We start from the raw sequence: 20,005 nt of genomic DNA, 5'->3' as shown, positions 1-20,005 counted from the left end.
AAAAATGATTGGAAAGAAGCCCTACTCCCGCTAGGGTGCCTGCGGTTGAAGGCCGCAGGCGTCGAGCTTACCGCTCCGCCTTCGCCGATCCAGACGTTCCCGATCGGTAAATCGAGGATTGTCGACCCTTCCGGACGATGACGTCCGCAGGGGTGGTCGCATGAGCAAGATCATGACGTTGAATTTGAAAAGGCAGGACACGTGAATCCCAAGCAACGCTCCCGCGGCCGCGGCAATGGCGGCAATCCCAATCGCACCCATACCGGTGGCGGTGGCCATTCGGGCGGCGCGCCCCGGCACATCAACGTCCGCACCCAGGTTTTCGATTCCAACGGTCCCGAGGGTCGGATTCGCGGCAACGCCCATCAGGTGATGGAAAAGTACCTGGCGCTGGCGCGTGACGCCTCGTCGCAGGGCGACCGCGTCGCCGCCGAGAATTTCTATCAGCACGCCGAGCATTATTTCCGGCTGATCAACGCCTACAACCAGAGCAACGGCCAGCGCCGCCCGCAGAACCTGCCGACCCCGGCGGGCGACCAGCAGGAAATGACCGGCGAGGACGACGAGAACGGCGAGGGCCAGCAGGGTGACGGCGACGGCGAAGGCGACGGCGAGTCCGACGGCGAGACCGGTCCCGACGGCGAGGAAGGCAACCAGGCCAACGCCTGAGGTTTCAAAAGCCCAAGAAAAAAGGCCGTCTCGGTTTCCCGGGACGGCCTTTTTTCATCGCGTTGCCATCAATGGCACAACAGCACCGGCAAGGTGGCGTGGCCGATGACGTGGCGGGTGACGCCGCCCAGGATCAGTTGGCGCAGGCGCGAGTGGGTGTAGGCGCCCATGATCAGCATGTCCGCCCCCACGGCGTGCGCACCGTCCAGCAGGGCCGGCCCGGCATGGTGGGCCGCATCGACGGTGTGGACATTGGTCGCCAGGCCGTGCCAGGCCAGCGAGTCCGCCAGTTCCTGGCCGGCGCTCGCCTCGGCCCCCTTTTCGGCCGCCGTCAGGATGGTGACCTTGGTGGCGACCGCCAGCAATGGCAGGGCATAGGCGACGGCGCGGGCCGCCTCGGCGCTGCCGTTCCAGGCGATGGCGACGTGGCGGGCGATTTCGGTGCGCTTGTCCGACGGCACCAGCAAGATCGGCTTGCCGCTATCTAGCAGTACGGTGTTGAGCGAATTGCTGGCGGCGGAATCGTGGTCGATCGGGCGGGCCATGACAATCAGATCGTGCAGCCTGGCCTGGCGGGTGACGATGTCGTCCTCGCGGCCGGTCATTTCACGCCAAACGCACGAGGCGGAATCGGTCGGCGGCCGAGTGGCCTCGGGCAGCGGGTGGCCCAGCCGGACCGAATCGTAGATGGCGCGAACCTCGCCGGCCCGCTCGCCGGCCTGGCGCTCGGCCATGCCCAGCATCTCCTCGACCATCGCGCCCGACATGCCCTCGCCGACCAGGGGGACCATCAAGGTGGGATCGGGGCGGACGTGCAGCGCGGTGACGTGGGCGTTGAAGCGGGCCGCCAACAGGAACGCCGCTTCCAGCGGGGCCGGTGCGGATGACGGCTCGTCCAAGGGGACCAGAATGGTCTTGAAGGCGGTCATGGCTTCCTCCTCGGATTGGCGGGGTCAGTCGGCGCGGACGACGCAGTTGCGTCCGCGCGCCTTGGCTTGGTAAAGCGCCTTGTCGGCGGCGTGCAGCATGTCCTTCAGGGCGTCGAACGGCTTGGTGCACACGCCTAGGCTGGCGGTGATGGTGATGATCTTGCCGTCGGCCGGGATCGCCAGTTCGGCCACCGCCTGGCGCAGGCGATCGAAATAGGCTTCCTCGTGATCGGGCGCCAGGTTGACCGCCAGGATGCCGAATTCCTCGCCACCCATGCGGGCGACGATGTCGGTCTCGCGGGTGGTCTGGCGCAGTTTGTCGGCCACCGCCACCAGAACGGCGTCGCCCAGATCGTGGCCGTACTCGTCGTTGACCGCCTTGAAGAAATCGAGGTCCAAAAGGATCGACGCCAGGGTCAGCTTGCCGCGCCGTTGGCTGGCATACAGCTTGTTGCCGATCTCGGTCAGATGGCGGCGGTTGTAAAGCCCGGTCAGGAAGTCGTGGTTGGCCGCCTTCTTGTAGGCCCCCAACAGGTCCAGCGTGTCCATGTTCTGGTTGATGCGGAAGAAGAATTCCTCGCGCAGGAACGGCTTGGTGATGTAGTCGTTGGCGCCGTGCTTGATGAACATCGCCGCCGTGGCGCTGCCGCCGCCCGACGAGATGCCGACGATCGACAATTCCTCGCGCGGGTGGTTCTGGCGAATGGCGCGGATCATCTCGACGCCGTTCATGTTGGGCATGTGGAAGTCGGTGACCACCAGGCGGATGTCGGGATGTTCGCCCAGGATGTCCAGGGCGTCCTTGCCGCTGGCGGCCTTGAAGACCTGGAACTGGTAGTGGGCCAACAGGTCGCCGACATAATGGCGCGCCGTCGAGGAATCATCGACGATCATCGCCTTGGTGTTGCGGTTCTTGAGGATGCGGCCGATGACCTGGGCCAGGATCGACAGGCTGGCCGGGTTGTCCTTGATGATGTAGTCGATGACGTTCATCGACATCAGTCGCTCGCGGAAATCCTCGGACACGATGCTGGTGAAGACCAGCGAGGGGATTTTCAGCTTGGCGCACAGTTCCACCGTCTCGGCGTCGGTGGAATCGGGCAAGATGACGTCAAGGACCGCCAGCGAATAGCGGCCGTGATTGGCCTCGATCAGCACCTTGGTCTCGGCCAGTGTGCCGGCCTGATCGACCGTCACCCCCTCGATGGTCTCGAGCTGGCGGCGCACGGCGGCGGCGAAAAACGCTGAATCTTCAACAAGAAGAATGCGGAAGCTCACGGCACCCATCATCCTCGCTTCGGGGGGGGCAAAGCCATCATCCTCCAATTTGGCAGGAATTCAACCCGCCAAAGCGCAATTTAGACCTGCCCCAAGAGCCGCTTCCTTGGACCCCGAGGTGTCGATGACCTTCCAGCGAATGTCGCCCAGGTCGTAATCGCGCTGACGTTGAAAAACCTCGGGCGTGGCGTCGGAAACATTGACCTTGCGGGTGGCGATGCGTTCGACCGTCACCGCCGGGTCGGCCTGCAGCCACAAGCCGTCGAAGCGCACCCCGGCGGCCCGGGCCACCGCTTCGATGCGCTCGCGCTGCTCGGGCTTGGCGAACACCGCGTCGGCCACCACCGCGTGGCCGTCCTTCAAGATGGCGGCGCAGGTGTCGTATAGCGCCTGGTAGGTGCGTTCGGTCATTTCGGGGCCATAGCCCTCGGGTCCCAGGCGGTCGAGCAGGCCGACCCCCATGATCTGCTTGCGCAGGCTGTCCGAGCGCACTACCGCTGCGCCCGGCACCGCCAGGGACGGCGCCAGTTCGCGTCCCATGCGCGACTTGCCGCTGCCCGACAGGCCGCCGACCGCCAGCAGGCGAGGCGGCATGGGCGACAGATAGGCCAAGGCCTGGTCGAGATAGGCGTTGGCCTCGGCCACCAGGGCGCGGCGCCTGGGGTGGCGGTGGCCGCGCGCGATGGTGGCGCTGACATGGGCGCGGATGGCGGCGCGCAACGACAGCAGCAGCGGTAGCATTCCCACCCCGCCATAATCGCCCGACAGGTCGAGGTAATGGTTCAGGGCGTAGCTGGCCAGTGTCCGGCCGGCCCGGCGCTCCAGGTCCATCAACAGGAAGGCCAGGTCGTAGAAGACGTCGATGCTGGCGATGTCATCCGAGAATTCGATGGCGTCGAACAAGGTCGGGCGCCCCTCGAACACGCAGATATTGCCCAGATGCAGGTCGCCGTGGCAGGCCCGCACCAGGCCGGCGGCGCGGCGCTGTTCGAGACGGGGGGTCAGCCGGGCCAGCCAATCGCGGCTGGCCTGGGTCAGGGCGATGGTGCGCTCGCGCTCCAGTTCCGCCATCAGGCCGGCGAAGCAGGTGTCGTTGGTGTCGATAGTCCAGGCCAATCCCTTGGCCCCACCACGGTCGGGGCGTTTGGGCGCTTCGCGGTGGAAGGCCCACACCGCCTCGGTCAGGCCGTGGATGGCGGTGCGGTCCAGACGGCCGGTCGCGGCCTGGCGGCTGAACAGGCTTTTCTGGTCGAAGCGGCGCATCTTGACCAGCCACTCGAGGGGCTGCCCGTCGCCGCCCAGCCGCAGATTGCCGCCCGAATCGCGGGTGACGGGGACGACGCCCTGATACAAAGTAGGCGCGGCGCGGTGGTTGACCGCCTGCTCGGCTTCGCAGGCCGCCTGTCGCGCCTCGAGGGTCGAAAAATCCAGAAACGGCAGCGTGACCGCCTTCTTCATCTTCCACGCCAACGTCCCGGCCAGGAAGATTGTCGAGATGTGGGTGTCGAAGCGGCGCGGCTTGACGCCGCCATGGGTGGCAGGGTCGGCCAGGAAGGCTTCGATCTCGGTTTGGGTCGCGTGCTGCATTCGGCCAGGATGGCCTTGTGTGGTGGTTCCGAAGTTCGCATCAGAATGCGGGCATCGGAATCACCACACAATTCAAAAAGTTGGTGGCCTGCTTATCCCCGTAATTCGCCATGCGAATTTCGGGGGCAGGACACTAGGCGGTGACGGCTTGTCCACCGGGCAGGCTGGCCGCCGGGCGCAGCCGCGACGGCGGCAGCACCACATGGGCGACGGTGCCCTTGCCCGGTTCGCTTTTCAAGGTGATGGTGCCGCCGTGCGCCTGGACGTAATGGCGCACGATCGGCAGGCCCAGCCCGGTGCCGCCGACGGTGCGGGCCAACAGCGGATCGGCCTGGCCGAACGGGCTCCACACCTGCTCCATGCGATCGGCGGGAATGCCGATGCCGTTGTCGGCGACGACCAGATGAAAGCCATCGTCGTCGGACTTGGCGTTCAATGTCACTTTGCCGCCCGTCGGGGTGTACTTGATGGCATTGGACACCAGGTTGAAGGCGATCTGGCGCAGCCGAAGGGAATCCGCCCACAATCTGGGCATGTCGCCGGCGGCGATGGTGGTCTTGAGGGTGATGCGCCCGTCCTGCGCCTTTGGGCGCAACAAGGTGATCACCGAATCCAGCAACGGGCCGGGGGTGATTTCCTCCTCGAACAACTCGGTCTTGCCCATGTCGATGCGCGAAATGTCCAAGATGTCCTCGATCAGCTCGAGCAGATGGCTGCCGGCCGAGTGAATCATGCCGACATATTCGCGGTAACGGGCATTGCCCAGCGGCCCGAACACTTCGTTCTGGATGGTGTCGGAAAAGCCGATCACCGCGTTCAAGGGCGTGCGCAGTTCGTGGCTCATGGTGGCCAGGAACTGCGACTTGGCCCGATTGGCCGCTTCCGCCTCGACCTTGGCCTGGATCAAGGCGATCTCGGTCATCTTGCGGGCCGTCATGTCGCGGCCCTCGGGGATCAGGAAGATGACGTTGCCATCTTCGTCGAAGGCGGGGCGCAGCGAGAAATCGATGAAGATCTCGTCGCCGCCCGGATCGACATGGGTGGTCTCGAAGCGGACGAAGTGGCCGCTGGCGGCATCGACGATGGCCCGGCGCAGGCGGTCCTGGCTTTCCGGCGAATGCGCCCACCACGGCGTGTCGGCGAAATGCAGGCCGTACAGTTCGTCCATCGTCTTGTCGGCATAGTGAAGCGCGGTGGCGTTGGCTTCGATCAGCCGACCGTCGGGGGTCAGCACGCCGATGAATTCGAAGGTCTGGTTGAAGATGGCGCGGAAGCGCCGCTGCTGTTCGACCATGCGGTCATGGACCGACATCAGGGCAGAGACGTCGGTGACGGTCAGCACCACGCAGCCAGGCGCGGCGGCAAAGGGGGCGGCGGTGATTTCCAGCCATTGCGGCGAGGCATCTCCGCGCAGGAACTCCATGATTCTGGGGGGCTGGGGGGCGCCCGTGGCGCGGACCGCAGCGATCGGGTCGGCGACCTGCCCGGGGCTGCCGTCGATTCGTCGCCAGTTCCGGGTCTGCGGGAAGTGGCGAAAGTCGTCGGCGCCGGCCAGGATCGCCCTTGCCGGATCATTGCAAAAGACGATGTGGTCGTCGGGGGCCAACAGGCAGACCGCGCTGGGAAGCGCGCGCCAAGCACCTTCAATCATAGGGTCGATCACGACATTGGTCGCAGCACTCATGCCGGCGTCCTTACTCCCCGAACGCTCCGATTATCCCAGGTTAATTTCCGGCGGCAATGATGCAATCGGAGTAGGTCTCATCCCTTTGGGACCAGAGAGGTGCCCAGAACCAGGCCGGCCAGGCGCGCAAGGTTGGGGTGGCTGTGCAGCGAGGCGATCTGGGCGGCGTCGAACCAGCCGGCGGCGGCGGCGTCGCTGGCCGCCACCGGGTCGCCTTCGATCCATGCGCACGCGACCACCAGGGCCAAGTAGTGCAGGCGGATGCGGCCCTGGTCGTCGGCCTCGATCACGTCGAACTGATCGATCAGCCGGCCGGCACGGGCGGTCACCCCGGTTTCCTCGAACAATTCGCGTTGGGCGGCTTGGGCCGGGCTCTCGCCCAGCTCGATCAGACCGCCGGGCAGGCCCCATTTGCGCGGGATGTCTTCCTTGGCCCGCTGAACCAGCAGCAGGCGGTTGTCGCGGACCAGGGCGACCAGAACGGCGGGCAGGGGATGGGTCGGGTATTCTCGGCTCATCGGGGCAGTGTAACAGATGTCCGGGCTTGCCGGTGATGGGGCGCCGCACTATGGTTCGCCGATCCGTTCTTCCTTCCTGCCGCCAGCAAGGCATCGTTCATGGCCGGTTATAGCGATCGTCTCGCCACCCGTATTGCCCTGGCCGTGTCGGGAATGGCGCTGCTTTTCGTGGTGCTGGTCGGTTTCGGCGCCTGGCTGGTCACCACCGAATTGCTGCGGTCGCAGGTGTCGGTGCTGTTGCGCGGCCAGTTGAACCTGGCCAAGGAGCGCGCGGCGCTGGTGGCCATGTCGGCGTCGGACCTGCTGATCCTTCAGGCGCGATCGCAAGGCGGTGCCGAACTGGCGGCCAATACCGTCGAGATCGCCGGAATCCCGGCCAGGCTGGCGGTGGTCGATGGCTCCGGAGCGGTGCACCGTGGGTCCCGTCATCACGGGGCGACGGTGTCGGCACCCTGGGTCGCCGACGCCATTGCCCGCAACCTTCCCGCCATCCGCCTGGGCGACGATGCCGATGGGCCGGTTCTGGACGCCGTGATGCCGGGTGAGGGGGGCGGCTGGGGCGTCCTGCTGCGGCTGCCGCTGCAAGGCTTGGTCGACCATCTGGGGCAGCGTGACGACAAGGTCCGGATCACGGTGACGGATCGGGCGGGCCTTTACCGCACCGCCGAACACGGCGCGGTCGAGGACCGGTCGATGGTGGTGTCTGACCGCCTAGCCCTGCCCGGCCTGTTCGCCGATGTCGGCCTGGTGCTGGAACTGGCGCCCGAACCGGCCTTGCTGAGCGATCCGCAAGATCGCCTGACGGCGTTCTTCCTGGCCATGGCGGGGGTGACGCCGCTGGTGGTGATCGTCCTGGCGATGGTGGTCGGCCGCCGGCTGACCCGCCGGCTCAGCCGCCTGGTCGATGCCGCCGCCGGTTTCGGCAGCGTCAGCACCGACCGTTCGGTATTCGAGACCGGCGGCGACGACGAAATCGCCCGCTTGGGCAAGGCCTTCGCAGGAACGGTCGAACGGCTGGACCGCGCCTACCGCGACATGGAAGCGCGCGGCCGCGCGCTGTTGTCCAACACTGAGCGCGTCGCCCAGATCGGCAGCGCCACCTGGTCCCCCGAGGGCGAGCAGCAGGTGTGGTCGGATCAGTTCTACGCCGTCCTGGGGCTTGATCCGGCCGAGAAGGAAGCGTGCCGGTCGGCCTTCTTCTCCCGTGTTCATCCCGACGATCGCGACCGTTTGGTGGCGGCCTTGGGCGACGAGACGGGCCGGGTGGTCGAGGACTTCCGCCTGATCCGGCCCGACGGTGTCGAGCGGATTGCCCAGTTGCGCGCGGAACTGGCCCGCGGCCCCGACGGGGTGCCGCTGCGCATCGATGTCACCATCCAGGACATCTCGGAACGCAAGCGGCTGGAGGGCCGCCTGGACGGCCTGGTCGGCGAGTTGAAGCGCTCGAACGAGGAACTGGAGCAGTTCGCCTATGTCGCCAGCCACGATTTGCGCCAGCCGCTGCGCACGGTGCGCAGCTATATCAGCCTGATCGAGGAAAGCCTGGAAGACCGCCTGGACGGCGAGACCCGCGAGTTCATGGATTTCATCCGTGACGGCGTCAAGCGCATGGATTCGTTGATCACCGATCTGTTGGCCTATTCCCGCGTCGGCCGGATCGGCAAGGATGGCCCGGTTGATACCGGCCGCGCCGTCGATCTGGCCCTTCTTGACCTTCAATCGCAAATCGACGAGGCCAACGCCCACATCTTGGTTCCCGACCGCTTGCCGGTGGTCAGCGGCGAGGCCGGCGAGATGACCCGCTTGTTCCAGAATCTGGTGGGCAACGCCGTCAAGTACCGGGCCGCCGATCGCCGGCCGATGGTGACGATCGGCTGCGCCGAGCGCCCCGGCGAATGGGAATTCTTCATTCGCGACAACGGCATCGGCATCCCCGAGGAACATGCCGAACGCATCTTCGGCATCTTCCAGCGTCTGCATGCCCGCCACGAATACGAGGGCACCGGCATCGGTCTGGCTATCTGCCGCAAGATCGTCGAGCGCCAAGGCGGCCGCATCTGGGCGGCCCAGATCGAAGGCCAAGGCGCCGAATTCCGCTTCACCTGGCCCAAGCTGCGCCGGCAGGACACGGATAAGGATTAGCTCTTGCCCTGACCGGCCGGTCCATGATCCCCTGACGGCATGCGGACACCGAAGACACTTTACGACATCTTGTTGATCGAGGACGATCTGGGCGACGCCGGCCTGGTTCGTATCGCCCTTCGGCGGGGGCCGTTCACCGTCCAGCTTCACCACGTCAAGGATTCGGTAGAGGCGATGGCGTTCCTGCGCCGCATCGGCCCGGCCTTCGAAGATGCCCGCCGGCCCGACCTGATCTTGCTGGACCTGAATTTGCCCGGGCGCTCGGGCCACGAGATCCTGGAAGAGATCAAGGCCGATTCCGAGTTGCACGCCATCCCGGTGGTGGTGCTGTCGACCTCGGAGGCCGAGCGCGACGTGCTGAAGGCCTATGCCCTGGGGGCCAACACCTTCGTTACCAAGCCGATGGATGCCGACGAATTCTCGCGCGCCATCCACGCCATCGAAACCTTCTGGTTCACTGTCGCGCAGTTGCCGGTGGGGTCATGACCCAGATCCGGGTGCTGCTGATCGAAGACGATCCGGCCGACGCCCGCCTGGTGGAACGGATGCTGCGCCTGGCCCCGGGCGAGCCCTTCGTGGTCGAGACCACCGACCGTCTGGCCGGCGCGCTGGGCCGTATCGCCCAGGGCGGCATCGTCGTGGTTCTGGCCGATTTGTCGCTGCCCGATTCGGCCGGGCTGGGCACGCTGACCGCCTTGACCCAGGCGGCGCCCGACCTGCCGGTGGTGGTGCTGACCGGCAATGACGACGACAGCCAAGCCATCGAGGCGCTGAAATACGGCGCCCAGGATTATCTGGTCAAGGGCACCAGCGACGGCGCCATCCTGACCCGGGTGGTGCGTTACGCCATCGAGCGCAAGGCGACCGAGCGGGCGTTGAAGGACGCGCTGGACAAGGCCGAGGCGGCGGTCCGGGCCAAGTCGCTGTTCCTGGCCACCATCGGCCACGAGATCCGCACGCCGCTGAACGGCATCCTGGGGATGACCCGGCTGTTGCTGGACAATGTCGCCGACCAGCGCCAGCGCACCTTCGCCGAGACCATCGAATCCTCGGCCGAGCTGCTGCTGGGCCTGGTCAACGACATCTTGGACTTCTCGCGGCTCGAGGCCGACGGGCTGACCCTCGAGGAACTGCCCTTCGACGTTAGCGACATGGTCGAGGAACTGCGCCTGATGATGGCGCCGCGCGCGGCCGAGAAGGGGTTGACCTTGGGGTGTCGCATTCCGGCCGGCCTGCCGCCGCTGTTGGTCGGCGACCCGCTTCGGCTGCGACAGGTGTTGCTCAATCTGGTCGGCAACGCCATCAAGTTCACCGAGCGGGGCAGCGTCATCATCGCCGTCAACTCGGAAATGGCCCGGCCCGACGGCTTGCGATGGCTCAGGATGTCGGTCATCGACACCGGTATGGGCATCGCCCAGGCGGCCCATTCCGACCTGTTCGTCGAATTCACCCAGGCCGACAGCTCCTACACCCGGCGCTTCGGCGGCGCCGGGCTGGGCCTGGCCATCTGCAAGAAGCTGGTGACGCTGATGGGCGGCGAGATCGGCTTCGACAGCACCGAAGGTGCCGGGGCGACCTTCTGGTTCACCGTGCCGTTGAAGCCGGCCAGCGACGAACACCACCGTCGCCGGGACTCGCAGGTCGCGATGGTCCAGGTCGATCCGCGCCGCATCATGCTAGTCGATGACAATCCGGTGAACCGCGAGGTCGCCGTCGGGCTGCTGGAGCGTCACGGCCACACCGTGACCGCCTTCCCCGACGGCTGGTCGGCGGTCCAGGGCTTCCATGGTGTCGCCTGGGACCTGATCTTGCTGGACATGCACATGCCCGAGATGGACGGCCTTGAGACCGCGCGCGGCATTCGGGCGGAAGGCGAAGCCGGCCAGCAGGTGCCGATCTGGCTGTTGACCGCCAATCCCCTAGAGCAAGACAGCCGCCTGTGGCGCGACGCCGGTATCGATGGCTGCTTGTCCAAGCCGTTCCGGGTCGAGGAGATCGCCGCCGTGCTGGTCGAGGGGGCGACGCACCGTCGCCAGACCGGCGAGCGCGGCGCCGCTACCGCCTTGGTCAATCTGCCGGATTTCCTGGCCGACCAGAAGGATCTGGGGGCCGACCGCATGCGTTCGCTGGTCGATCTGTTCCGGTCGTCGTCGGGCAAGGATCTAGCGGAAATCACCCGCCTTGCCGAAGCGGGCCAGTTGGCCCAGGTCGGGCAATTGATCCACCGGATGGCGTCGGCCGCCTCCAGTCTGCACATGGGGGCGCTGGCGCAGCGATGCCGAGCCCTGGAAAATGCCGCCCGCGCCGACGATGCCGTCGTGCTGGATCAGGTCGGGGAACTGGCCGGCTTGTGGGAGCGATCGCTGCAGGCGCTGGACGAAATCATCCGTTGATCAGGCGATAGCCGATGCCGTGAACGGTGACGATGATCGCCGGCCGCTTGGGGTCGGCCTCGATCTTGCGCCGTAACCGTCCGACCAGCACGTCGATGGTGCGGTCGATCACCGCTTCGCCGTCATGCTGGGTCAGGTCGAGCAATTGGTCGCGGCTGAGCGCCCGGCCGGCATTGCGGGCCAGCGCGGTCAGCACGTCGAACTCGCCCCGGGTCAGCCGCACCGATTCGTTGGTGGGCGACAGCAATTGCCGGGCGTCACAATCCAGCTTCCAGCCGGCGAAGGTGAAGATGCCGGTGGCCTGGCGCTCGGCAGCCATGCTGGGCGCGACCCGCCGGATCAGGTTGCGCACCCTGACCGCCAATTCCCGCGGATTGAACGGCTTGGTGATGTAGTCGTCGGCGCCCAGTTCCAGGCCGACGATGCGGTCGGTCTCGTCCTGGCGCGCGGTGACCAGGATGATCCCCACCGACGATTTCGACCGCAGGTCGCGGGCCAGGATCAAGCCGCTTTCGTCGGGCAGATTGATATCCAGCAACACCACGTCGGGAACCGTGCGTGACACGATCGCGCGCATGTCGCGGGCATCGGCCGCTTCCGAGACCTGGAAACCCTCGGCGACCAACTGGGCGGCCAGCTTGGTCCGGGTGACCGGTTCGTCCTCGACGATCAGGATGTGGGCTTTATTGGGACCGGGCACTAAGGGGACTCCCGTCGGCTGTTTACAATTCATTCAATGTGGGTTTGTGGAAGTTTCACCTAGAGCCGTAACTCCATTGATCACCAAGAAGTATAAACAATCCCAATACAGGAGAGTTTGCAAGTGTTGGCTTCGGTCCTCTCACCGGTTGTGTCTCAGTCGATCGATAATTCCGAGTTGGCCGCCGCCGCTTTGGGATGGGCGCAGTGTCGTGCCGACAGGGCCGGACACAGGGCGGCGGCCTCCACTTACTGGCTCTTGTCGTGATCGCGCCACAGCCCCCGTCATCGCTGCCTAACCTGAGCCGCGCGTTCAGTTTCGACGCCGGCCGTTCGGTCATCGTCTTCGGCTTGGCGGTGATCGCGGTTCTGTGGGGCTGCATCGCCTGGCATATCGGGCGCGAGCGGACCAGGGTTCTGGTCGATGCCGCGACCGGCGTGTCCAACCTGGCGCAGGTGCTGGACGCCCATCTGCAGCGGACCATTGCCGGCCTGGACCAGACGCTCTTGGTGCTGAAGGCCGAGTACCAGCGTGATCCCGACAAATTCAGCCTGAATGCCGCCGTCGGCTACGTGGCCGCCGCCCGTGGAATCGCCTTGCAGATATCGCTGCTCGACGCCCGTGGCATGCTCAAGGATTCGACCACACCGGGATTTGCCCCGGTCAACCTGGCCGATCGCGAACATTTCCAGGTCCATCTGGTGCCCAATTCGACGCTGTTCATCAGCAAGCCGGTCCAGGGGCGGACCTCGGGCAAGTGGTCGATCCAGCTGACCCGGCGTCTCGACCGCCCCGATGGCGGCCTGGCCGGGGTGCTGGTGGTGTCGCTGGACCCGTCCTATCTGACCGAAATCTATCGCTCGATCGATGTCGGGCCGAACGGCGCGGTGGCGCTGGTCGGGCGTGACGGGGTGATCCGGGCGGCCATCTCGTCCGGCAAGCCGCAGATCGGCGGTCGCGTCGCCGACCAGGCCTTGATCGAGCAGATATTCGACAGCCGGGTCGGATCGATCCGGGCTCCGGGCTTCCTGGGCGAGACGGTGCGTCTGCTCGGCTACCGGACGCTGACCGAGCAGCCGATGGCGGTGGTGGTGGGGCGCTCGATCGACGACGTCTTGGCATCCCATGCCGACACCTTGTTCGACGACATCGTTTCGGGAATGTTGCTGACCGTCGCCATGGGGGCGGCCTTGGCGCTGCTTTACCGGCTGGTGCACCGCCAGGAACTGACCACCCGCGCCCTGGCCAGCAAGAAGGCCGAACTGGTCGCCAGTCGCGAGCGCCTGAAGCGTTATGTCGCCGACCTGGAACGCATCGCCGAGGTCGCCGCCCACGACCTGCAAGAGCCGCTGCGTCGGGTGGTCGCCTATACCCAGCTGTTGGCCAAGCATGCCGAGAACGCGCTCGACGCCGAAGGGCGTGACTATGTCGCCCAAGTGGTCGCCGGCGCCCAACGCATGCGCAAGCTGGTCAGCGACCTGGAAGCCTATGTCGCGGTGGACCATCTGCCCGAGGTCGATGCCCTGACGTCGGCCGGAGGCGCCGTCACCGCCGCGACCGAGCGCTTGGCCGAGCCGCTGCGGGAGAAGTCCGCCATGGTCAAGGTCGGCCGCCTGCCCGACGTGGCCGCCGACGACCGCAGCCTGACGGAAATCTTCACGCAATTGCTGGACAACGCGGTGCGCTACAGCTGTCCCGGTCGGCCGGCGATGATCGAGGTCTCGGCCAAGGATGACGGCCGGGTCGCCACCTTCGCGGTGCGCGACAACGGCATCGGCATCGAGGAATCGGCCCGCATCCGTCTGTTCGAGATTTTCCATCGCCTGCGCGGCCTTGACGGTCAAGACGGTACCGGAATCGGCCTGGCTACGGCGCGGCGGATCGTCGAGCACCTGGGCGGGCACATCTGGGTCGAATCGGTCCCGGGTGAAGGCAGCACGTTCTTGTTCACCTTGCCGATGACCGTTCGGTGCAAGCAGGAGGGACGGGACGCGCAGGCCGCGTGAGTTTTCGACTTCGAATCGCCCCTGGCGCGGCCGTCCCCGAACCCCAGTGCCGCGCAAGGGTCGATAGAGAGGGATCTCGTCCCCCAACGGGGTCCCTCTCGTTCAACCGAATAGGAATGGACTGATCGGCGGTACGTCCCCGAACCCCAGCATCGCTGGTCAGTCCAGAGGGAGAGTGGTCCCCAAAACGCTCTCCCTCGTACCTTTCCGCCGCGGGATCAATCCCCGAACCCCAGATCCCGGGGCGGAATATGAAGGGGGACGCCGCCCCAACGGCGTCCCCCTTTTACATTTTAGGCCCGATCACGCCCGCACACGGGACAGGAAGCCTTCGATTTCCGTTCGCAGGGTCTGCGACTGGGCGCTGAGTTCGGAACTCGAGCGCGACACCACGCTGGCCGAATCGCCGACACCGGTGGTGACCTCGACCAGCTTCTCGACATATTCCGCCACCTGGTGGGCGCCGCCGGCCGCCTCGTTGATGTTGCGGCTGATTTCCTTGGTCGCCGCCGATTGTTCCTCGACCGCCGCGGCGATGGTGGCGGTCACCTCGTTCATCGAGCCGATGACCCGGGTGATCTCCTTCACCGCTTCCACCGCCTCGCGGGTGGCGGCCTGGACGCCGTCGATCTGGGCGCCGATGTCGCCGGTGGCCTGCGAGGTCTGGTTGGCCAGATTCTTCACCTCGCCCGCCACCACCGCGAAGCCGCGGCCCGCTTCGCCGGCCCGTGCTGCTTCGATCGTGGCGTTCAAGGCCAGAAGATTGGTCTGGCTGGCGATGGCATTGATCAGCTTGACCACCTCGCCGATTCGCTGGGCGGCAAGGTTCAGGCCGTTGATGGTTCCGGTGGTGGCGGCGGCCAGATCCACCGCCTGGTGGGATATCCTGGTCGAGTTCTGGACCTGCCCGCTGATCTCGTGGATCGAGGCCGACAATTCCTCGGTGGCGGTGGCCACGGTCTGGATGTTGGCGTTGACCTGCTCGGCGGCGGTGGCGACCTGGGTTGCGTCGGTGCGCGCTTCCAGGGCGGCGCCGTTCATTTCCTGCGCGGCGTTGTCGTTACCGTTGATGGCGCCGATCATCCGGTCGACCATGCCTTGGACGCTGTTTTCGAAATTGTCGGCCATTGCCAGCATGGCGCGGTGGCGATCCTGCTCGGCCTCAAGCTTGGCCTGCTCTTGCTGGTGGCGCATCCTTTCCGCTTCGGCCGCCTCGTCGCGCAAGGCCAGGATGGCCCGGGCCAGGGTGCCGATCTCGTCGGCGCGGGCGGTGACCGGGACCTCGGCGGCGAAATCGCCGGTGCGGATGCGTTCGGTGGCGTCGGCCAGAAGCCCCAGCGGCGACGCCACCGAGCGCGATAGCAGATACGCGATGCCCGACACCGCCACCAGGATGGAAAGCCCGATCAGACTGAACTTCTTCAGGGCCGACATGAACGCGGCATCGACATCGTCGAGATAAAGCCCGGTGCCGACCAGCCAGTTCCAGGGCGCGAACCCCGCCACCGACGAAACCTTGCGGGACGGCTCGGTGCTGCCGGCCTTGGGGAACCAATAAAACAGGTGGCCGCCGCCGGCTTTGGCCAGCTTGATCATGTCGGGAATATAGACGTAGCCGTTGGTGTCCTTCGAATCGATGAAGTTCTTGCCCTCGCGGTCGGGCTTCGAGCCGTGCACCAGGTTGATGCCGTCATAATCGTAGACGAAGAAATATTCGTCGCCGGCATAGCGCAACGCGCGGATGGCGTCCTTGGCCAGTTTCTGGGCGGTGGCCTGGTCGTACTCGCCGGCCTTGGCGCGGGCATCGAAGGCCTTGGCGATATCGCGGGTGGCCTCGGACAGGATGCGGGTCTTGGATATCGCCGCCTCCATCATCTGGTCGCGAATCTGGAAGGCGGCGAAGGTGGCCAGGGCGACCAGACCGACAGCGGCCAGGGCGACCAGGCCGAACAGGCGGACCATGATCGATTGGATACGCAGGAAGCCCATCATTGGCATGTCTCCCATCCCTTAAGGGCGAAGCGCGCCCGTTTGGTGGCAGACCGGCTAAGGCTGTTCAGCGAATATTCGTCTCCCCGGCGGCGGCCAAGCGCGTTCGGTCCGGTCCCGTCGGTTTCGTGTAAATGGACATCAGCCTCTCCGGTCGGTGAGCCGGCTGCGGCCTTCTTGACGGGGCGCCTCGGACACCTACGGGGATCGTAGCACAATCGAAGGGGCTGTGCGTTGCTGCAAAGGAAGTAGGCAATCAACCAAAGAAAAGGCCGGCATCCGCGGAACGGATGCCGGCCTAGTGTGACTCCCCCGTCATCCCATGAGAGACTTGCGGTCTTCCATGATCCGACGAAGGATCGGGGTCAGAATCAGTTCCATCGCCAGGCCCATCTTGCCGCCCGGCACGACGATGGTGTTGCGCCGGCTCATCCACGAATCCTTGATCATCTGCAGAAGGAACGGGAAGTCGACGCGGAAGCGGTCGGGCTTTCTGAAGCGGATCACCACCAGGCTTTCATCGGCGGTGGGGATGTCGCGGGCGATGATCGGGTCCGAGGTATCGACGATCGGCACCCGCTGGAAGTTGATGTCGGTCAGCTTGAATTGCGGCACGATGTAATGCACGTAATCGTGCATGCGGCGCAGGATGGTATCCATCACCGCTTCTTCCGAATAGCCGCGCATCTTGGTGTCGCGATGGATCTTCTGGATCCATTCAAGGTTCAGCACGGGGACCACGCCGATCTTCAGATCGACATGCTGGGCGACATTGCAGTCCTTGGTGACGACGCAGCCGTGCAGGCCCTCGTAGAACAACAGGTCGGTCCCGTCGTTCAGTTCTTCCCAGGGCGTGAACTCGCCGGACTTGACGCCCAGGTCGGCGAAGCGAGCGGCTTCCTCGTCATTATGAATATAGAAGCGGCGGCGGCCGCGTCCGGTTTCCCCATAACGCTGGAACAGCTCCTCCAGGTCGCCGAACAGGTTGGCGTCGGCTCCGAAGTGGCTGAAATGGCGGTTGCCCTGCTTTTCAGCCTCGCCCATCGCCTTCTTCATATCGACGCGATTGTAGCGATGGAAGCTGTCGCCCTCGACGATGGCCGGCTTGGTGCCTTCGCGCCGGAACATATGCTCGAAGGCTTCCTTGACGGTGCTGGTGCCGGCGCCGGACGAGCCGGTGACGGCGATGATGGGGTGTTTCCTGGACACGGCCTGCCTCTCTTTGGTCGGCGTTATCGTTTTTCGTTGGAAAACGTTCAGCGCACCTTCAGCTTTTCGCGCCAGCCAGGATAGATATTGTCGGCGTCGGCCTGGAAGCTTTCGAAAGCTCCCTTGAGTTCAGGGTGTTCCAGGGCGAAGTCAACCAGATTGACTCCGCGCAGCCAGGCCTCGTGGGCCAGGCGCAGCGACTTGGCGCCGACCGTACCGCCGTCCTTGTGGCCGAAGGCGCCGCCGCCCGAGGTCTGGATGACGTTGGAATGGCCCAGATTGTCGAAGAAGCCGGGCAGGCGCAGCGCGTTCATGCCGCCCGAGATGATGGGCGTGGTGGCCTTCATGCCGTGCCAATCCTGGCGGTAATAGACGCCGTCGGCCTCGTCGCGTTCCAGCATGTAGGCGACCATCTTCTCGTTCTTGTCACCTTCCATCTTGCCATAGCCCATGGTGCCGGTGTGGATGCCCGAGGCACCCTGCAGGCGGGCCATCTTCATGTGGGTCAGCACATTGTAGCCGCGCTTGGACTGCTTCGAGGTCACGGCGCCGTGACCGGCACGGTGGTAGTGCAGGAACTGGCCGGGGAAGTAGCGGCGGCAGGTGGTGATGGCGCTCGGGCCGCCGACATATCCATCGACCAGGAAGGCGACATGGCTGGCATTCTTGCCGAAGATCTCGAGGATCAGTTCGCCACGGCGGATCATCTCGAAGGGGTCGTCGGCGGTGATGTTGGCCGAGAAGATCTTGGCCTCGCCGGTTTCCTGCTGGGCGCGCTCCATGGCGTCGGCCACCAGGGTGATGGTGTCCTTCAAGGGTGCGAACACCTGATTGCCCTGGGGTTCGTCGTTCTTGATGAAGTCGCCGCCCAGCCAGAACTGGTGGCAGGCGTCGGCGAACGGCTTGGGGCGCAGGCCCAGCTTCGGCTTGATGATGGTGCCGACCACCATGCCGCCATTGACCTGCGGCCGGCCCAGCACCCGCCACATGTCGGTGATGTTCATGGCCGGGCCGTCGAACAGCATCATCATTTCGCGCGGCACGTGGAAATCATGCATCTTGGCGTAATCGACGTCGCTCATGCCCTGGTTGTTGCCGATGGTCAGGGTCAGGAACGACACGATCATGGCGCGGCCGTCGATGACGTTCCTGTCGAACAACTCGTTGGGATAGGCGATCTTCATCAGATACTCGCCGCCGGTCTGCTCGGTCACTTCATAGACCAGGGCATCGACGCCGCGGGTGAAGTCGTCGGTGGTGCAGACTTCGACATTGGTGCCGGTCGAGGATTCGGCGGCGAAGTGGGCGGCGGTGGAAATCGGCTCGTAACCGGCCTTGGGCTTGATGATGTAGGCGCACAGCACATGCCGGCCTGCGGCGATCAACTCGTCTTCCTTGAGGGCGAAATTGCAGTAGCGCTTGGACTGATCCATCGTCTCTTTTCCTCGTCCGGGTTGGGTCTTGCTGCCCATGTGATATGGTTTGGCTTCAACTGTCGCTACATTGCCAAAGACCGAAGCCACCCGAAACACCCAGGCGGGGTGGCTCGCTCAATTACATGGGTGGCAGAAAAACCCCCCGAAAGTGTGGCGAACGGGCGGTTTCTGTCGAGTGTGAAATGCGGTGGGTGGGGCGTGCCCACCCTGAATGGCGCGAGGCTTGCCTTCCGGTGGCGTGATCCGTAAACTCCCGCCCTTCGCTTCACATTCCACCGCGAGTTTTCACGCCGATGGCCGATCTTCCGCCCGATATCGCCGCGCTCAGCTTCGAGGAGGCCTTGGCCGAACTCGAAGGGATCGTCAAACGGCTGGAGACCGGCGCGACCCGCCTGGACGATGCCATCGCCGCCTATGAGCGGGGCGCCAAGCTGCGCGCCCATTGCGAGGCCCGTCTGAAGGAAGCCCAGGCCCGGGTCGAACGGATCGTGCTGGGGCCGGATGGGGCGGTCTCGGTGGCCCCGGCGGCAGTGGAATAGGGATCGTCATGCCCCGTATGTCCCCGCAATCCCGCCGCTTGTCCGAGGCGCTGGCCGCCGCCGCCGCCCAAGTCAACGCCGAGCTCGATCTGCTGCTGCAGGCCGGCGAGTGCCCGGAACGGCGTGTCCATGACGCCATGCGCTATGCCACCCTGGATGGCGGCAAGCGTTTGCGGCCGTTCCTGGTGATGCAGTCGGCGTCGCTGTTCAACGTTTCGCCTTCGTCGGCGCTCCGGGTGGCGGCCGCCCTTGAAATGGTCCATTGCTATTCGCTGGTCCATGACGATTTGCCGTGCATGGACGATGACGATTTGCGCCGTGGACGTCCGACCTGCCACAAGAAGTTCGACGAGGCCACGGCGCTGTTGGCGGGCGACGGCCTGCTGACCCGGGCCTTCGAAGTTCTGGCCGGCGAGGCCACCCATTGCGACCCGGCCGTCCGCTGCCAGCTGGTGGGCGAGTTGGCCCACGCCGCCGGCGGCCAGGGCATGGTCGGCGGTCAAATGGTCGATCTGCAGGCGGCCAGCCTGGACATGGACGTCAACGACATCACCCGCCTGCAGCAGATGAAGACCGGTCGCCTGATCAGCTACGGCTGCGAGGCCGGGGCGATCCTGGGCAAGGCGGCATCGTCCCTGCGGCTGGCCTTGAAGAATTACGCGCGTGAGATCGGTCTGGCCTTCCAGATCGCCGACGACATCTTGGATGTCGAGGGCGACGCGAAGCAGGTCGGCAAGGCGCTGCGCAAGGATGCCGAGGCCGGCAAGGCCACCTTCGTTTCGCTTCTGGGCATCGACCGGGCCCGCGCCCAGGCCAAAATGCTGGCCGACCAGGCCTGCCGTCACCTTGAACCCTTCGGCGACAAGGCCGACCTGCTACGCTCGACCGCGCTCTATATCGTCGAGCGGCGGACCTAAGGAAGATCA

The 20,005-nt window shown here is 65.5% G+C and carries 16 protein-coding genes; 7 read left to right on the top strand and 9 right to left on the bottom strand.

Features of this window, described 5'->3' with window-relative positions; all coding sequences use genetic code 11:
- Window positions 1-201 precede the first annotated feature (201 nt).
- Window positions 202-669: a DUF4167 domain-containing protein gene (locus tag A6A05_RS13355; RefSeq protein WP_068501986.1), complete on the top strand. Its 468-nt coding sequence runs from the start codon at window positions 202-204 to the stop codon at window positions 667-669.
- A 68-nt stretch (window positions 670-737) separates the two neighbouring features.
- Here the strand turns inward: A6A05_RS13355 and A6A05_RS13350 are convergent, their stop codons facing one another.
- From A6A05_RS13350 to A6A05_RS13330, 5 genes are all read right to left on the bottom strand, one after another.
- Window positions 738-1,598, bottom strand: a complete 861-nt coding sequence (locus tag A6A05_RS13350; RefSeq protein WP_068501983.1) for a universal stress protein — start codon at window positions 1,596-1,598, stop codon at window positions 738-740.
- A 24-nt stretch (window positions 1,599-1,622) separates the two neighbouring features.
- Entirely contained in the window at window positions 1,623-2,876 is a 1,254-nt protein-coding gene (locus tag A6A05_RS13345; protein ID WP_172822280.1) for a diguanylate cyclase, read from the bottom strand.
- A 60-nt stretch (window positions 2,877-2,936) separates the two neighbouring features.
- Window positions 2,937-4,463, bottom strand: coding sequence for a bifunctional aminoglycoside phosphotransferase/ATP-binding protein (locus A6A05_RS13340; protein WP_068501978.1), 1,527 nt, complete (start codon window positions 4,461-4,463; stop codon window positions 2,937-2,939).
- A gap of 133 nt (window positions 4,464-4,596) precedes the next feature.
- On the bottom strand, window positions 4,597-6,147 hold the full coding sequence (locus A6A05_RS13335; RefSeq protein WP_082910954.1) for a PAS domain-containing sensor histidine kinase: 1,551 nt from the start codon (window positions 6,145-6,147) through the stop codon (window positions 4,597-4,599).
- A gap of 77 nt (window positions 6,148-6,224) precedes the next feature.
- Window positions 6,225-6,665: an NUDIX hydrolase gene (locus A6A05_RS13330; RefSeq protein WP_068501972.1), complete on the bottom strand. Its 441-nt coding sequence runs from the start codon at window positions 6,663-6,665 to the stop codon at window positions 6,225-6,227.
- A gap of 99 nt (window positions 6,666-6,764) precedes the next feature.
- Here A6A05_RS13330 and A6A05_RS13325 point away from each other — a divergent pair, with 99 nt between their 5' ends.
- From A6A05_RS13325 to A6A05_RS13315, 3 genes are read left to right on the top strand one after another with little or no spacing between them, the layout of a single operon-like run.
- The gene (locus A6A05_RS13325) at window positions 6,765-8,807 is read left to right on the top strand and encodes a sensor histidine kinase (protein ID WP_068501969.1); all 2,043 of its coding nucleotides are present in this window, start codon (window positions 6,765-6,767) and stop codon (window positions 8,805-8,807) included.
- 39 nt (window positions 8,808-8,846) lie between these two features.
- A complete protein-coding gene (locus A6A05_RS13320; RefSeq protein WP_068501966.1) occupies window positions 8,847-9,293 on the top strand; it encodes a response regulator in 447 nt (148 codons plus the stop codon).
- On the top strand, window positions 9,290-11,200 hold the full coding sequence (locus A6A05_RS13315; protein ID WP_068501964.1) for a response regulator: 1,911 nt from the start codon (window positions 9,290-9,292) through the stop codon (window positions 11,198-11,200). The genes A6A05_RS13320 and A6A05_RS13315 overlap by 4 nt, the downstream gene beginning before the upstream one ends.
- Here A6A05_RS13315 and A6A05_RS13310 read toward each other — a convergent pair.
- Window positions 11,190-11,900, bottom strand: coding sequence for a response regulator (locus A6A05_RS13310; RefSeq protein ID WP_245644297.1), 711 nt, complete (start codon window positions 11,898-11,900; stop codon window positions 11,190-11,192). The genes A6A05_RS13315 and A6A05_RS13310 overlap by 11 nt on opposite strands.
- 263 nt (window positions 11,901-12,163) lie before the next feature.
- Between A6A05_RS13310 and A6A05_RS13305 the strand changes: the two genes are divergently transcribed.
- Window positions 12,164-13,906 carry a sensor histidine kinase gene (locus tag A6A05_RS13305; RefSeq protein ID WP_068501959.1) on the top strand — a complete coding sequence of 581 codons (1,743 nt, stop codon included), beginning with the start codon at window positions 12,164-12,166 and terminating at the stop codon, window positions 13,904-13,906.
- 303 nt (window positions 13,907-14,209) lie between these two features.
- On the opposite strand, the gene A6A05_RS13300 is transcribed toward A6A05_RS13305, so the two are convergent.
- The 3 genes from A6A05_RS13300 to A6A05_RS13290 all read right to left on the bottom strand — a co-directional run bounded on the left by A6A05_RS13300 (window position 14,210) and on the right by A6A05_RS13290 (window position 18,537).
- Window positions 14,210-15,904 carry a methyl-accepting chemotaxis protein gene (locus A6A05_RS13300; RefSeq protein ID WP_216635801.1) on the bottom strand — a complete coding sequence of 565 codons (1,695 nt, stop codon included), beginning with the start codon at window positions 15,902-15,904 and terminating at the stop codon, window positions 14,210-14,212.
- A gap of 306 nt (window positions 15,905-16,210) precedes the next feature.
- Window positions 16,211-17,104, bottom strand: coding sequence for a phosphoribulokinase (locus A6A05_RS13295; protein WP_068501956.1), 894 nt, complete (start codon window positions 17,102-17,104; stop codon window positions 16,211-16,213).
- A 47-nt stretch (window positions 17,105-17,151) separates the two neighbouring features.
- Window positions 17,152-18,537, bottom strand: coding sequence for a ribulose-bisphosphate carboxylase (locus A6A05_RS13290; RefSeq protein WP_068501953.1), 1,386 nt, complete (start codon window positions 18,535-18,537; stop codon window positions 17,152-17,154).
- Window positions 18,538-18,833: 296 nt separating this feature from the next.
- Here A6A05_RS13290 and A6A05_RS13285 point away from each other — a divergent pair, with 296 nt between their 5' ends.
- Together A6A05_RS13285 and A6A05_RS13280 are read left to right on the top strand one after the other, a co-directional pair.
- Window positions 18,834-19,079 carry an exodeoxyribonuclease VII small subunit gene (locus A6A05_RS13285; protein ID WP_068501950.1) on the top strand — a complete coding sequence of 82 codons (246 nt, stop codon included), beginning with the start codon at window positions 18,834-18,836 and terminating at the stop codon, window positions 19,077-19,079.
- 8 nt (window positions 19,080-19,087) lie between these two features.
- Window positions 19,088-19,996, top strand: a complete 909-nt coding sequence (locus A6A05_RS13280; protein ID WP_068501946.1) for a polyprenyl synthetase family protein — start codon at window positions 19,088-19,090, stop codon at window positions 19,994-19,996.
- Window positions 19,997-20,005: the final 9 nt, after the last annotated feature.

This window comes from Magnetospirillum moscoviense (genome assembly GCF_001650635.1).
Classification (GTDB): domain Bacteria; phylum Pseudomonadota; class Alphaproteobacteria; order Rhodospirillales; family Magnetospirillaceae; genus Magnetospirillum; species Magnetospirillum moscoviense.
This window is presented reverse-complemented; position numbering and strand designations above follow the sequence as displayed.

Coding starts and splice junctions, on each gene's coding strand:
- A6A05_RS13350 (WP_068501983.1), bottom strand. CDS start 1,598: ATGACCGCCTTCAAGACCATTCTGGTCCCCTTGGACGAGCCGTCATCC.
- A6A05_RS13340 (WP_068501978.1), bottom strand. CDS start 4,463: ATGCAGCACGCGACCCAAACCGAGATCGAAGCCTTCCTGGCCGACCCT.
- A6A05_RS13335 (WP_082910954.1), bottom strand. CDS start 6,147: ATGAGTGCTGCGACCAATGTCGTGATCGACCCTATGATTGAAGGTGCT.
- A6A05_RS13330 (WP_068501972.1), bottom strand. CDS start 6,665: ATGAGCCGAGAATACCCGACCCATCCCCTGCCCGCCGTTCTGGTCGCC.
- A6A05_RS13325 (WP_068501969.1), top strand. CDS start 6,765: ATGGCCGGTTATAGCGATCGTCTCGCCACCCGTATTGCCCTGGCCGTG.
- A6A05_RS13320 (WP_068501966.1), top strand. CDS start 8,847: ATGCGGACACCGAAGACACTTTACGACATCTTGTTGATCGAGGACGAT.
- A6A05_RS13315 (WP_068501964.1), top strand. CDS start 9,290: ATGACCCAGATCCGGGTGCTGCTGATCGAAGACGATCCGGCCGACGCC.
- A6A05_RS13300 (WP_216635801.1), bottom strand. CDS start 15,904: ATGCCAATGATGGGCTTCCTGCGTATCCAATCGATCATGGTCCGCCTG.
- A6A05_RS13290 (WP_068501953.1), bottom strand. CDS start 18,537: ATGGATCAGTCCAAGCGCTACTGCAATTTCGCCCTCAAGGAAGACGAG.
- A6A05_RS13285 (WP_068501950.1), top strand. CDS start 18,834: ATGGCCGATCTTCCGCCCGATATCGCCGCGCTCAGCTTCGAGGAGGCC.
- A6A05_RS13280 (WP_068501946.1), top strand. CDS start 19,088: ATGCCCCGTATGTCCCCGCAATCCCGCCGCTTGTCCGAGGCGCTGGCC.